9 protein-coding genes are annotated in these 13,991 nt (G+C 63.3%); 2 read left to right on the forward strand and 7 right to left on the reverse strand.

What is annotated here, in order from left to right; all coding sequences use genetic code 11:
- The first annotated feature begins 127 nt into the window (after positions 1-127).
- Positions 128-1,567 carry a cardiolipin synthase gene (gene cls, locus ACMTA2_RS00995; protein ID WP_413793348.1) on the forward strand — a complete coding sequence of 480 codons (1,440 nt, stop codon included), beginning with the start codon at positions 128-130 and terminating at the stop codon, positions 1,565-1,567.
- Here the strand turns inward: cls and cfaB are convergent.
- The 5 genes from cfaB to hflK (ACMTA2_RS01020) form a co-directional block, all read right to left on the reverse strand.
- Positions 1,564-2,751 (reverse strand): C17 cyclopropane fatty acid synthase CfaB, encoded by a 1,188-nt coding sequence (gene cfaB / locus ACMTA2_RS01000; RefSeq protein WP_413793349.1) that lies wholly within the window; start codon positions 2,749-2,751, stop codon positions 1,564-1,566. The genes cls and cfaB overlap by 4 nt on opposite strands.
- Before the next feature lie 183 nt (positions 2,752-2,934).
- Entirely contained in the window at positions 2,935-4,854 is a 1,920-nt protein-coding gene (locus tag ACMTA2_RS01005; RefSeq protein ID WP_413793350.1) for a cation-translocating P-type ATPase, read from the reverse strand.
- On the reverse strand, positions 4,851-5,903 hold the full coding sequence (gene hflK / locus ACMTA2_RS01010; RefSeq protein WP_413793351.1) for a protease modulator HflK: 1,053 nt from the start codon (positions 5,901-5,903) through the stop codon (positions 4,851-4,853). Before hflK (ACMTA2_RS01010) ends, ACMTA2_RS01005 begins: the two co-directional genes overlap by 4 nt.
- Complete coding sequence (gene hflC / locus ACMTA2_RS01015) at positions 5,900-6,940, reverse strand: protease modulator HflC (protein WP_413793352.1); 1,041 nt, start codon at positions 6,938-6,940, stop codon at positions 5,900-5,902. Before hflC ends, hflK (ACMTA2_RS01010) begins: the two co-directional genes overlap by 4 nt.
- Complete coding sequence (gene hflK, locus ACMTA2_RS01020) at positions 6,937-8,898, reverse strand: protease modulator HflK (RefSeq protein ID WP_413793353.1); 1,962 nt, start codon at positions 8,896-8,898, stop codon at positions 6,937-6,939. The genes hflC and hflK (ACMTA2_RS01020) overlap by 4 nt, the downstream gene beginning before the upstream one ends.
- 221 nt (positions 8,899-9,119) lie before the next feature.
- Here hflK (ACMTA2_RS01020) and lpdA point away from each other — a divergent pair, with 221 nt between their 5' ends.
- Positions 9,120-10,520, forward strand: coding sequence for a dihydrolipoyl dehydrogenase (gene lpdA, locus ACMTA2_RS01025; protein ID WP_413793354.1), 1,401 nt, complete (start codon positions 9,120-9,122; stop codon positions 10,518-10,520).
- Between the two features lie 133 nt (positions 10,521-10,653).
- On the opposite strand, the gene ACMTA2_RS01030 is transcribed toward lpdA, so the two are convergent.
- Both ACMTA2_RS01030 and ACMTA2_RS01035 read right to left on the reverse strand, forming a co-directional pair.
- Positions 10,654-12,804 carry a hypothetical protein gene (locus ACMTA2_RS01030; protein ID WP_413793355.1) on the reverse strand — a complete coding sequence of 717 codons (2,151 nt, stop codon included), beginning with the start codon at positions 12,802-12,804 and terminating at the stop codon, positions 10,654-10,656.
- A complete protein-coding gene (locus ACMTA2_RS01035; protein WP_413793356.1) occupies positions 12,791-13,981 on the reverse strand; it encodes a DUF3142 domain-containing protein in 1,191 nt (396 codons plus the stop codon). The genes ACMTA2_RS01030 and ACMTA2_RS01035 overlap by 14 nt, the downstream gene beginning before the upstream one ends.
- Between the last annotated feature and the right edge of the window lie 10 nt (positions 13,982-13,991).

The raw sequence follows: 13,991 nt of genomic DNA on the forward strand, positions 1-13,991 counted from the left end.
AGGACAAGTGGCCGTTAGACGTTGCCCACGGGGTTCGGTTCAGGGCCTGGACCCGTGAATTAAATAGCGACATTCGCCTTGGAACATGGTCTGTTAAGCATTGAAACTTCAGGAGCAAGGCTGCCCCATGGATTATTTCGGCCCGCATGTTTTCGGTTACCTGATCGCGCTGCTCCACACCCTGGGTTCCATCGCTGCTGTCCACGCCGTACTGACAGTGCGCACGGCCCAGGGCTCGATCGCCTGGGCCCTGTCGCTGACGTTCATTCCCTACCTGACGTTGATTCCTTACCTGGTGTTCGGCCGTAGCACGTTCGATGGTTACATCAAGGCTCGCCGGCAAGCCAACGAAGAAATGCGCAAGGCGATCTCCGAGCTGAACTGGCGCCCCTGGGTCGAAGAAGCCCTGACCGCACGTGCCTCCCAGGCCTACGCCTCGTTACGGGCCATGCCGAAACTGGGACGCGCACCGTGCCTGGCGAATAACCAAGTGCGTTTGCTCGTCAACGGCCACGCTACGTTCGAAGCGATTTTCCACGCCGTTGGGCAGGCACGACAGGCCGTGCTGATTCAATTCTTCATCATTCATGACGACCGCCTCGGTCAACGCCTGCACACCTTGCTCTTGAAGAAAGCCGCCGAGGGCGTGGCGGTGTACCTGCTCTATGACCGCATCGGCAGCCACTCCCTGCCCCACCACTACGTGCAGGCCTTACGCGACGGCGGCGTCCACGTAAAAGCGTTCGCCACCCGCAGCGGCTGGCTCAATCGGTTTCAGGTCAACTTTCGCAACCATCGCAAGATCGTCGTCGTGGACGGCGTGGAAGGGTTCGTCGGCGGACATAACGTAGGCGACGAGTATATGGGCGACAAACCACCCTTGGCGCCATGGCGTGACACCCATGTGCAAGTGCGCGGACCGGTGGTGGCGAGCATGCAAGAGTCGTTCGCCGAAGACTGGTTCTGGGCATCCCGTTCGCTGCCCCCGCTGATCCTCCCGGACAGTTATCCCGATGACGGCGTGCTTTGCCAGTTGCTGGCCAGCGGCCCGGCCGACGCCTATGAAACCTGCTCGCTGTTTTTCGTCGAAGCCATCCACGCCGCCAGCGAACGCGTCTGGATCACCACGCCCTACTTCATCCCCGACGAAGCGGTCTTCGCGGCCTTGCGTCTGGCGGTCCTGCGCGGCGTGGATGTGCGCATCCTGCTGCCCTCACGGCCCGACCACAAGATCGTCTACGCAGCGTCCAGCCTGTATGCGTTTGAAGCGGTGCGGGCCGGTGTGCGTATGTTCCGTTACGGGCCGGGCTTCCTGCATCAGAAAGTGGTGCTGATCGACCGGGAAATCAGCGCCATTGGTAGCGCGAACCTGGACAACCGTTCGTTCCGCTTGAACTTCGAAGTCATGCTGCTCACCGTGGATATCCCATTCGCCAGCGAGGTCGAGCAGATGCTCGAAGAGGACTTCGCACAAGCCCTGGAAATCGACAAACAGGAAAGCCGGGAGACCCACCGCCTGCAGAAGATCGGCATGCGGATCGCCCGGCTTATTTCACCGATTCTTTAAGGGACGTAGAGATCGTCGCGGGTCCAGGGCAACTCATGGCTGCCGTCGGCGTGGGCCTTCACCGCCAGGATCTGGTGCAGGTTGATCCAGCCCTTGGCGAACGCGTAGGCGCAGCCGGCCAGATACAGACGCCAGATCCGCAATGCCTGCTCCGACACCTCCTTGGACGCTGCCGCGAGGTTGTCCTCCAGGCGCTCACTCCAGTGATCGAGGGTGCGTGCGTAGTGCATGCGCAAGCTTTCCACATCGACGATCTCCAACCCCGCTTCGCTGATCTGCGCTGAAATCATCGACAAGTGGGGTAGCTCGCCATTGGGGAATACATACTTCTCAATGAACTCACCCGCGCCACGACCAACGGGACGCCCATCGGTGTGCTTGGCGGTGATGCCATGGTTCATCACCAGCCCACCCTCGCGCACGGCGCCAAACAGCGTTTTGCAATACTGCTCCAGGTTAGCGTGACCGACATGTTCGAACATGCCGACGCTGACAACTTTGTCGAAGCGGCCATCCTGGGGCAGGTCACGGTAATCCAGCAGCTGCAACTCGACCAGATCTTCCAGGCCTTCGGCTTGGACCCGTTCCCGGGCCAGCGTCAGTTGCGCCGTGCTCAGGGTGATGCCGAAGACCCTGGCGCCGAACTCCCGCGCGGCATAACGCGCCAGGCCGCCCCACCCGCACCCGACATCCAGCAGGTAGTCGCCCGGCTGCAACCGCAGCTTGCGGCACAGATGGCGGAACTTGGCTTGCTGGGCCTGCTCGAGGGTTTCGCTGCCCGTCTCGAAATAGGCGCAGGAATAGGCCATGTCGCTGTCGAGCCACAGCTGATAGAACGCGTTGGAAAGGTCGTAATGATAGGAGATCGCCTTGGCGTCGGTTTCCTTGTCGTGGACCGAGCGCACCGGCTGGTTGTCGGCATCGTCCTCCACCAATGCCTGGCTCCACTCATCGCAGACCCGAATGACTTCGTGGATCGAGCCTTCAAGTTCCAGCTTGCCTTCGACGAACGCCGCCCCCAGCGCATCCAGGCTGGGATGAGTGAATTGCGCGACCATTTGTGGGTCCTTGACCACGATCGTGACACTGGGGTCGTCACCCAGTGAAAATTCATGGCCATCCCAGAGCCGCAGCCGAAGCGGTAGATGCAGATTCTGTAAGGCCGGTGGAAGTTGCGCGAGCATGGAAAATCCCCCTTGTTTCAGACGTCTGAAATGAGGGTAGACCATGCTAGAAAAATAGCAGGCTATCGAATTTATAGCCTTTTTCTATCGCTGTCCCAGGTCACTCCTTGTGGTGGGTCACGGCTGCGGCGGTATGCCCTCTCCAAAAGCAGACTGCACGTGCAACGCACAGTTCGCCTGAAGCTATCCAACGGTGCCCTTCGCTTGGAGCTTGAGCAGTGGCTCATGGAACCGCAGCAAGCGCCCGGCATTCCCTAACACTAGCAGGGTACTGAGATTGTGCAGCAGTGCAGCGATCATCGCGCCTGCCGCGCCAAGCCAGCCGAAGGCGGCAAACGCAACGATGGCCAGCGTCCAGCCCAAGCCAATGATCACGTTGACCTGCAACGTGCGCCGACACTGGCGACTCAGTCGCACGCAGGTGCCGAGGCGCCGCAGATCGCTGCCGATCAGTACGATGTCTGCCGACGCCAGGGCGATGTCTGCACCGCCTGCGCCCATTGCGACACCCACCACTCCGGCCTTGAGCGCCAGGGAATCGTTGATGCCATCGCCCACCACCATGGGGCGGAACCCATGGTCGATCTCGGCCATGACCCGCTTGAGCTTGTCTTCCGGCAAGGCCTGGGCCTGCACATCGCCGATGCCAACGTCCCGGGCCAGGGTCGCGGCCACGCTCTGGCGGTCGCCAGTCAACAACAACTGGCGGCCCAGGCCCAACTCCCGCAGCTCGGCCATGGCCACCTGCGCCTCCGCCTTGACACTGTCGGCCAACAGCAGCCAGGCGAGGAACTGCCCGTCCAAGGCCAGGCCGGCAATCGGGCCATCGTGCTCGGGAACCGCTGACGTTTGAATGCCCAACTGCGCAAACAACTCCGGCCGACCGAGCGCCGCTTCGCCCTGGGCGGTCATCGCGACCACACCCAACCCTTGGCGCTCACGAATGTCCGTCAGGGGCAAGCAATCGCCCTGCTCCACCAACCCCGCCAAGGCACGACTGACCGGATGACTGCTGGCCGATCCGAGGCTGGCGGCCAACGGCAGCAGCCACGCTGCCTGGGCATCCTGGGCCCGTTCGATGGATTGCAGGCGCAGGACGCCATAGGTCAAGGTGCCGGTCTTGTCGACCACCAGCGAGGTCAAGTCCGCCAGTTCTTCCAGGAAGGCCGAGCTGCGGATCAGGATCCCGTGGCGCGCCGCCACCGCGATTCCGGCAATGGCAGTGGCCGGCGCCGACAACACCAACGCGCAAGGACACGCAGCCACCAATACCGCCAGCATCGCCTGGGCATCGTTGGTCACGAACCAGGTCACTGCGGCCAGCAGCAATACCAATACCAGGTAACTGCCAGCGTAACGTTCCAGCAAACGGGTGATGGGTGGCTTGGAGCGTTCGGCGTTTTGCATCAGGGCGATGACTTTGCCCAGGGTGGATTCCTCGCCGGTGCGGGTCACCTCCAGCCGCAACAGGCCATCGAGGTTGATCGCGCCACCAAAGACGTCCGTGCCAGCCACCGCCTCCAGTGGCACCGACTCACCGGTGATGGGGGCAGTGTCGAGACTGGCCTGGCCCGACAATACCCGACCATCGGCCGGCACCCGGTCACCGGCGCGCACCTCCACGACATCGCCAGCCCGGAGCGTCGCGTTATCGACATCGATGATCGAACCGTCAGCCTGTACCTTGCGGCCTTGGCTGCGGGTCAGCTGGCCAAGGGCATGGATCGCCTCCTGGGAACCAATGACACTGCGTTCTTCCAGCACATGGCCGAAGATCATGATGATCGGCAGCAACGCCGCCGTCAGCAGGTCGCCGGTGGCCCAGGCGCCGAGCATCGCCAGGGCGATCAGTTGGTCCGTGATCCCATGCAGGCTTGGGTAACGCAAGCTGTACCAGGCCGAACGCATCACCGGCACCGCCACCAACAGAGAGGCGAACCCCAACAACAGCTGGCTGACACCGCTCTGCTCCGGCGACCAGCCGCGCCATGCCAGGCCCAATGCGAGCAAGCCGAGGGCGAGCATCGCCAAGGTCAACTGCCGGGCGGCAGTGCGTTGTTCCGTCGAGGACAACATGGGTACTGCAGGGCTTTGGACGGTCATTGGCCGGCTCCCTGGATGATCAGGCGGGAATCGTCTTTCGGGTCGACCGTGGTCACTGAGCCGGCCTGGCGAAGGATCCCAGGCAGGCGTTCGCGATACAGGCGAAGCAGCATTTGCGGATCGCTGCCTTGGGTCTTCGCCAGCCCCAGTACCGTGGCCGTGTCGGCCGAAGCCTTGGCGAGCCGTTCGCTGGCCTGGGCATGGGCGACTTGCACGGCACGGTCGGCATCTTGGCGGGCAGCCTGGGTGAGTTTTTCCGCTTCAGTCCGGGCATTGGCCACGGCCTTGTCGGCCTGCTGGCTGGCGGTCAGTACGGCATTGAAAGCACTCACCGCCGGCCCCGGCAGACTCGATTGCACATCGACCCGCACCACCTCGATGCCCAGCCCCTGCCCTGTCGCCGCCAGGTCAGCCAGGCGTCGGTTAAGCCCTTGCACCAGATCGCCGCGCAAGCGTTCACGACGCTCGGCCGCCTGGTTGTCGCTGCCCATCAGTTCGGGGCGGGCCACCAGAATGGTGTCCAGGTCCCGGGCCGCCGTCAGGGCCACGGCACTGCGGGTCGCCAGCCGGTCCAGTGCCGGCAGGACATGTTCCCCTTGCAAGACGAAGGCGTAAGGGTCGGTGACCTTGTAGAACACCCGCACATCCAGTTGCACCACGCCGGCATCACCGGTCAATAAATAACCAGAGCCGGCCAAAGCATCGCTAACCGGCGTGGCGAAACTGGCAACACGATCAGCCTGCAAGGCCGCATCCGAGCGCAGCAGATTTTCCACCCGCCGCTCAAGCACCCGATCCGCAGCGGGCAGCAAGACGACTTGTTCCACAGGACGAGGCCACGCCAACAAAAGGCCGGCATTCTGGATGCGATCCAAGGCACCAAAGTGCAGCACCACCGCGCGATTCTGCGGGTCGATCTGTCGCACGTTGGAAAAGACCCAGGCCAACGCCGCCAGCACCGTGACGGCGTAAAGCGCCAGAAACGCCAGGCGTCCGGCCTGGATCCACGGGCTGGATAACTCATTTGTTCCACGTGGAACCACACTCATGGTTGTGTTCCACCTTTGCCTTCCACCGACGCAGGTCCGTCCACCAGAACCCGGAATGGCGCGGCATCCGTGCGCAAAATCAGCTTCGTGCCCGGGCTGACAATCGTACCCAAGGTATCCAGCGAACGTAGCAGATTGTAGAGCTGCGGGGAGCCGGCGTAGGCCCGACCATAAATCTCGGCGGCTTCTACCCGGGACTGCGCTTCGATATCCGCGGCTTTCACCGTGGCATCGGCTTGCAAGACTCGCGCATCACGTTCTGCGGCGGAGCGGATCTGCGCCGCTTCGCGCTTGCCGATGGCAGTGCGTTCGGTGGCGATGGTCTCACGCTCGGCGCGCATGCGATCCACCGTCGCCGTCAGCGTCACCGAGGGCAACGTCAGGCGCTCAACGCCGACTTGCAACACGCGCACGCCATAAGTGGTGAGCAACTGTTGGTCGATCTGCTGACGCAGCTGAGCTTCGAAATCGGCGATGCGCACTTGGCTGGCATCGGTGTTAACCAGGTTCGCCAAGTCAAAACTGGCGGCGGTGGTTTCCAGCGCCGAGCCGACGAAGGTGCGGATCTGCCGTGCGGCTTCGTCCGGTTGGTTCTGCACCGCGCGCATGAAACGCTGCACGTTTTCCGGGTCACCCTGCACCTGCCACGCCACGTAGGCCTGGACGATGATACGCAGCCCATCACGGGTTCCGACATCCTGCAAACCGCTGGACGTAGTGCGCAACCGCAGGTCCACCGGGATCGCCGCCTCGAACGGTGCCGGCCAGCGCCAACCCAAGCCAGGTTGCAGCAGCACCCGCGCCGGATTACCGAAACGAGTGATGACCGTGGCCTCCCCCGAGCGCACTTGCACCAGGCTTGCAGCCGCAATGGCAAACGCCACCAGCAACACCGCCCAACCCATCCGCCGCCACGGGAACGGACCGGCCTGCTGCGGATCGCCATGATGGTGGTGATGATGACCATGGTGATGACCGGCATGGCCGTGATCGTGACCAGCGTGGTCGTGGTGATCGTGTGAAGAGGACTGGCTCAATGGGCAGCTCCTGGCGGGACAGGGTTACGCGGCGACGCAGGGTCTGCCGGCAGCGTGAAGGTACGCAAGTCGATGGTCGGCGCGTTACCGCTGCCGCCCAAGCGATGGTCGAGAATCAGCAACCGGGCATTGGCGAGGCCCTGGCTCAGTTGGCCCAGGTAGTGCTCCAGTACAAAAGCGTGCCCCGCCGTGGCGTAGGCTTTGCGGTCGGCACTGAAGCGCAGGTCGGCGGCCTGGGCGGTTGCGTTGATTTCCCGGGCGGTGGCCATGGCTTGGTCATGGACGACGCTGGCTTGCAATTGCGCCTGGTTGGTCTGTTCCGCCGCCGCGCCGCGCTCTCGGGCGATCAATGCCTGCGCGCCGATCTGCGCCGCCTGCACGCCGTGGTAGGCATTGGCCGCACCGGCCGGGGGATGAATCGCCTCCACCACCGTCGCCAGGATTTCCACTCCGCTGTCGAGGGATTGCAAATCCGCCTGCACCGCCCGACCGATTTCGTCGGCCAGGCTGACACGGTCAGCACCCAACAAACCGTCCAACGTGCGCGAAGCAAACTCATGCACCAGGATGCGGCTGGCGGTGCTGCGAATCAGCGTCGGCACATCGGCGCTGTTGTAGGTCGCCGCCAGTGCCGCAGCATCCGTCAGGCCGATGCGGTAGACAAAGCGCACGTCCATGTTGACGATCTGGAAGCTCTGCTGATCGGCACGACGGCTGGCAATGACTTGGGACTTGTCGTTCACATGGCTGGCGTCCCACAACCGATTGGCAACTGCCGGCGCCGGCCCCTCCGCCGGTTCAGCCTCGACCACTGCGCGACTATCCGCGACGCTGGTGGCCAGTTCATGCACCACGCCATTCTCGACGTTGAGCACCCTGCCCCACGGCCAAGGCAGTGCGACGTGCAGGCCCGGGCCGAAGACCTCCACCGGTTTACCGAAGCGCTCATAGATGCCCCGCTCCTGCAGCGGCACTTCATGCACCCCCGTCAGCAACCAGCCCACCAGTGCCACCAGCATCAACACCGGCAAAAAGGCCCGGCGCATGTAGCTGAAAGCCCAGATCTGGCGCAGGTCGATACCGAAACGGTTGTGCAGTTCATGCTGCAAGGCCAGCAGCGGCTGCGGCGGCCAGCGCAGCAGATCGGCGATGACACTGCGCCCCAGCAACGTCGGCTCCAGGGTGTCCCTGCGTGGGATGAACAACGACAGCACCGCACGCAATAGCAACTCCGCCGCCACCAGCCCCGGCAATAGCCCCATCAGCACCGCCAGGCGCAACGGCCAAGTGGACGTTTCTGCGCAAAACAGCAGGCACAAGGCGCCGAGCACCAGCACGATGATCGCCACGCGCGTCAACTGCGCCAGCGCCAGCGCTTCTGGCCATTCCAAGGGGGATTGCTGGGCCAATTGTCGCTCGAGCACCAATAAGCCGAACCCCAATAACAGCGACAGCACCGCCCCTACGCTGGCCGAGACGCCGAGTGCAGCAGGCGGCAATTGCAAGTTCCAGGCTTGCTCCAGGCTCAGCAATACCAGCACGGCCCAACCGGCCAGCCACAGCGCAGGCGCACCGATTTGCCTGAGCAGGCCGAGCGAGCGAGCGCCGATGCCGTCCAGCAAGCGCTCATACCAACCCAGATTATCAACAGGCTCGTCTTGCGCCGGCAGGTTATCCACAGCCGGCAGCAGCGCCCTGCTACGCCATTGCGTCACCCACCAGGCCGATTGCAGACCCGCTACCAGCACCAGGAGCCCCGCGCCTTGGCTGACCAGCAAGGCCGGCCACAGCGATTGCGGCGAAAACACCCCGATAAAAAACGCCAATACCAGACCCAAAACCGCCACGCTTCCCAGGGCGAAGGCGATCTGCTTCAAGCGGCGCCCTTGGAACGACGCTTGCTGAAAACGCGGCCATTCGGCCACCTGTGCCCCCTCGACATCAAGATCGACTTGCATACCACCCCAGCACTCGTGGCGATCAGAATCCGGGCCCGTGGACAGACGCCACCGACGCTCCGTTATATGCCGTTACCTTATAACGATTCCTGTGAAATTTCCGTTTTGAATTCTTCATGCCAAGGCCTGCGTCGGCCTCTTGACTTAAGCCTTGACCGAAAACTCTGAAAACGCCCATATTACGCACATAATTTTTTATCAAGCCAAGCGGGAGAACAGCGATGAGCAGCTACGACGTGGTCATTCTGGGCGGCGGACCCGGCGGGTATAACGCGGCGATTCGGGCCGGGCAGTTGGGGTTGAAAGTCGCCTGTGTCGAAGGCCGAGCCACCCTGGGCGGCACCTGTCTGAACGTCGGCTGCATGCCCTCCAAGGCCTTGCTGCACGCCTCGGAACTGTACGAAGCCGCCACGGGATCGGAATTCGCCAATCTGGGCATTGAAGTCAGCCCCACCCTCAACCTTGCGCAAATGATGAAGCAGAAAAACGAAAGCGTGGCCGGCCTGACCAAGGGCATCGAGTTCCTGTTTCGCAAGAACAAGGTCGACTGGATCAAAGGCTGGGGCCACATCGACGGGCCCGGCAAGGTGATCGTTACCGGCGACGATGGCGCTAAGACCGAACTCATTGCCAAGGACATCGTCATCGCCACCGGTTCGGAACCCATGCCCCTGCCAGGCGTGACCATCGATAACCAACGCATCCTCGACTCCACCGGCGCCTTGTCCCTGAGTGAGGTGCCCCGGCATCTGGTGGTGATCGGCGCAGGCGTCATCGGCCTCGAACTGGGTTCGGTCTGGCGGCGCCTGGGTGCCCAAGTGACCGTGGTGGAATACCTCGATCGCATCTGCCCGGGGGTGGACGGCGAAGCCGGCAAGACCCTGCAACGGGCCCTGAGTAAACAGGGCATCCAGTTCAAGCTGAGCTCGAAGGTCACCGGCGCCGTCATCTCGGCCAGCGGCGTGCAATTGCAGATCGAGCCGGCGGCGGGCGGTGAAGCACAGACCCTGGACGCCGATTACGTGCTGGTCGCCATCGGTCGTCGGCCTTACACCCAAGGGCTGGGGCTGGAGAACGTCGGGTTGAGCACCGATAAACGCGGCATGCTCGCCAACCAGAATCACCGCACCGAAGCACCCGGCGTCTGGGTGATCGGCGACGTGACGGCCGGTCCCATGCTGGCTCACAAAGCCGAAGACGAAGCCATGGTCTGCATCGAGCAGATCGCCGGTAAGGCCGCCGAGGTCAACTATGCGCTGATTCCCAGCGTCATCTACACCCGTCCGGAACTGGCCAGCGTCGGCAAGACCGAGGAACAACTCAAGGCTGAAGGCCGTGCCTACAAGGTTGGCAAGTTCCCCTTCACTGCCAACAGCCGAGCCAAGATCAACCATGAGACCGAAGGGTTCGCCAAGGTCCTGGCTGATGAACGCACCGATGAGATCCTTGGCGTGCACCTGGTGGGCCCGAGCGTCAGCGAGATGATCGGTGAATACTGCGTGGCCATGGAGTTCAGCGCCTCAGCCGAGGACATCGCCCTGACCTGCCACCCACACCCTACTCGCTCGGAGGCGTTGCGCCAGGCGGCCATGAATGTGGAGGGCATGGCGACGCAGATGTAGGAACAGCGCTCCACGGCGATATCACCTGCCCTGTGGGAGCGAGCTTGCTCGCGATGGGGTCATCCATCAGCACCTGTAGTGCCTGCAATGCCGCTATCGCGAGCAAGCTCGCTCCCACAATGGGTTCCTCATCTCAGGAAGCCGACATTCGCGCGTTGCGCCGACGCCGGCTGATCAGCCCCAACGCCACCGCCACCACCAAGACCACCCCGCCCACTTCCAGCCAAGCCTTGTACGGGCGTAGCGTCGAGCGAATCGGTTCCAAGGCCTGGGTCACGTAGCGTTTGTTCGCCTTGCTGAAGTCCGGTTCCTGGCATTGATGACCAAAATCCCCGGCCCAATCCACATACGGACCTTCCTTCACATAGCGCTGATACAGCGCGCTTTGCTCCTCAAGGCTGGAGTTGTACCCCACCGCTTTGCACAGTACCGCCGCAAACGCCTGGCTGGTGTGGGGCAGATAATCCGCCGCCTGGCTCGCCAGCGCCGTGGCGACGAATCGATAGTGGTAACGCATGTCCGGCTGCGCGGCACTGGCCTGCTGGCGTTGCACCTCACCCTCGGCCACCAGCGGCCCGACGTTCAGCTCGACCGGTTCCAGGCTGTAATTGCCGCCCAGGCTGGCGTAATCCGGCGCCATCTCGTAACCCAGCAACTCCATGCCCCATTTGCGTGCCATCCAGGACGCATTGAAATAGGCCTCGGCCCGTCGGGTTGGCCACCACTTGGACTCCGCGTCCTGGCGCAATTGCCCATAGGCGCGGGCCTTGTTCTGCAAGTCTGCGTTATCGAAATAAGCCGGTGCCTCATCAAAGCGCCCTTCCCTCAGCAAGCGACGCCCCAGCAAATTGCGCAGGTTCGCGGCCACGGGCAGCGGCACGTAGTTGTCCCGATCCTCTTGACTCAACACCGGTGGTGCCGGAACTTGGGCGTCGACGTACTGCTTGAGTTCATCCACCGTGAGCACACGCTCGGCGACTGCGGCAGCGTCGTACCAATAATTGCCCTGGCCGCGATAAAGCTGATCGAAGGCTTGCAGGTAATCGCCACGCTGCAAGGCCAGGATCGCGCTTTCACCTTCGACACGGCACTTGGGTTGCACCGATTCGTAATTCCAATCCGGTGTGCGCCGATTGCCCCAGGACTCATCGTTCGGAAAGGCCTGGGCCGCCTTGGCATAAGCCGACGCCGCGGCCGCCTTGTCGCCGGCGCGCAAGGCCAGCTTGGCGCGCACCCACCAGGCCAGGCCGGTGTCGGCGGCTTTTTGCACAAAAGCCTGGGCGCTGGCGTAATCGCCGTGTTGGTAACTCACCGCCGCCAAACGGTCGGCATCGTCCAGGTTGTCCCGGGCATTGGCTTGCAGCAGCTTGACCAGCCTTTTCTCACCCGACGGTTCTTCACCGTCCCACCAGCCGACGCGGCTGAGCAGGTAGGCGGTGACCAATCGCTGCACTAACTGGGTCTTGAGCAGTTCGCTCAAGCGCTCATCTGGCTGGACGCTCAAATCACCGGCCAATTGCAGCAACGAGCTGTAGCCGACCGGAGACCCTTGCAAGTTCTGGATCGCGTACAGGCCGATGGCACTGTCCCAATCGTCAGCGGTGTAGGCCACCCGGGCTTCTTCGCCAAGGCTGGCGATGCCCAGTTCCAGCGGATCGCTGAAGCCGGCAATGCTCAACTCGCGGGCCTGGCGAAACGCTGCTCGCGCCTGGTCCTGCAAGACCACAGGGTCGCCACTGCCCGCCTCGGTGCTCACGGCGAACAATGCCCGTCCGAGGGAGTACGCCGCCCAGGTGCTGCGCAACCGACGCTGGTCGGCCGGTAACGCCAGCAGTTGCTGGAACGCTTCCACGGCACGCTGATGCTCACCGACGTTAAAAGCCGCCGCGCCGAGCGCATACAGGCGCAGTTCGTCCGGCAGATTGGCCGCTTCAGCCGCCACCTGGTCGATATCGGTCAGCGCCCGCAAGCGCTCCACCACCGCGCGTTGCGGCGGGGTCAGGCCAATCTGCTCAGCCTTGGTCCGTTGCTCTGCGTAAGAAGGCAGGTCGTCATAGCTGTAGTCCGGATTACCCGTTGCCTCGGTGGCCGGCTTGAGCCCGGCAATCGCCTGGCCGAGGCGGCTGACCTCGAAGCGAAAGCTGCCTTCGGGCAATTCAGCCAGCGTCTGGGCGCGGTTATCCAACAGACGCATCGGAAAATCCGGCCCGCAGGCCAGCGCCGGGCCCAGCGGCAGACACAGGCTCAGGCACAGCAGGTGACGAGGCCACTTACGGGTAAACATTGAAACCTCCTTGGTCAATTTTCGTACAGCGCGCCCAGCCGATTGCCCGTTGGCTACCCGCCGCCAAGCGGCCCTCCTGAATGCGGGTGAAGGTAAGCAGTCCGGGGGTTTGTTGCAACGTATAACCGGCCAGGGCATCGACGCCGTCACAAGCGCCGACAGCCAGCGTCAGGCGCTGGGGCCAGGGGCTGTCGAGATTGCCCTGGTTGACCAGGCGAATATCGTACAAACCGCCCTGCTCCACCCATTGCAATGCCAAGCGACTGTCCAGGTGATCGCCCCGGGCGACGGCGCCGAGCGTGGTCAGGCTCCACGCCCGTCGGTCGCCGGCCAGCGGCAGGCGAAACCAGATCAATCCAGCGAGATGTTTCGGCGGATCGGCACGCAAATCGGCCGCAAGCCCGGCCACTTGTTGCGGGTCGGCCAGCAGCTCGCGACGCTCGCCACCGCGATCGATCGGCACCTCGCTCTCCACCACGGGCACGCCGCTCTCCTGGGTCAGCAGCGCCACACCGTAGGCTGGCAGGGCCAGGTAAAACGGCCGCGCGGTGACCTCGCTCCAACGTTGCGCCCAGTGCCGGGCCTGTTTCGGATCGAACAGCCCTTGCCGTGGATCGCTCACCGCGTGGACCTGCAGCACGCTGCTATCCACCGTTTCCAACACCCCCGGCAATGCGGGGCTGTCGAGCCAGGCCGGCAGCGCGGTAATACTCAGCCGCACGCTGGCCGGCAGGACATGCCGCAGTTGGCCGAGGAATTTTTCATAAGCCGGCAACCGTGCGTTGCCCGCATCGTGGTCGATTTCTACCCCTACCGGGATCAGGCCTTGGGCTTGCCAATCGCCCAGCACCTGCTGGATTTGCGCGATGACCTCATCCTGGTCCAGGTTCTTGAGTTGGCCGTCCAGGCGAATCACGGCGATCAGCGGACGGCCATCAGCCTTGAGCAAGGCCGGATCGATCCGCGCACGGCGCCAGCCCGCCCCGGGAAACGCCTGCAACGCCAGCACCCGCAGGCTGGAGAAATCGCCCTGGCTCTGGCGCAGCGCCGGCTCGTGAGCCTTGGTCCATTGGCGCTGCCAGATATACAACTGTTGATCCAGCGCTGGGGGTGGAGGTTGTTCGCAGCCCGCCAGCAACACGGCAAGGCCCAGGAAAAGCCGGAAAAGAACAATCATGAAGCCTTAC

The sequence above is a fragment of the Pseudomonas medicaginis genome (assembly GCF_965119365.1).
Classification (GTDB): domain Bacteria; phylum Pseudomonadota; class Gammaproteobacteria; order Pseudomonadales; family Pseudomonadaceae; genus Aquipseudomonas.

What these genes read in the sequence shown, in the direction of transcription:
- cls (WP_413793348.1), top strand. Translation starts at nt 128, where the DNA reads ATGGATTATTTCGGCCCGCATGTTTTCGGTTACCTGATCGCGCTGCTC.
- cfaB (WP_413793349.1), bottom strand. Translation starts at nt 2,751, where the DNA reads ATGCTCGCGCAACTTCCACCGGCCTTACAGAATCTGCATCTACCGCTT.
- ACMTA2_RS01005 (WP_413793350.1), bottom strand. Translation starts at nt 4,854, where the DNA reads ATGACCGTCCAAAGCCCTGCAGTACCCATGTTGTCCTCGACGGAACAA.
- hflK (WP_413793351.1), bottom strand. Translation starts at nt 5,903, where the DNA reads ATGAGTGTGGTTCCACGTGGAACAAATGAGTTATCCAGCCCGTGGATC.
- hflK (WP_413793353.1), bottom strand. Translation starts at nt 8,898, where the DNA reads ATGCAAGTCGATCTTGATGTCGAGGGGGCACAGGTGGCCGAATGGCCG.
- lpdA (WP_413793354.1), top strand. Translation starts at nt 9,120, where the DNA reads ATGAGCAGCTACGACGTGGTCATTCTGGGCGGCGGACCCGGCGGGTAT.
- ACMTA2_RS01030 (WP_413793355.1), bottom strand. Translation starts at nt 12,804, where the DNA reads ATGTTTACCCGTAAGTGGCCTCGTCACCTGCTGTGCCTGAGCCTGTGT.
- ACMTA2_RS01035 (WP_413793356.1), bottom strand. Translation starts at nt 13,981, where the DNA reads ATGATTGTTCTTTTCCGGCTTTTCCTGGGCCTTGCCGTGTTGCTGGCG.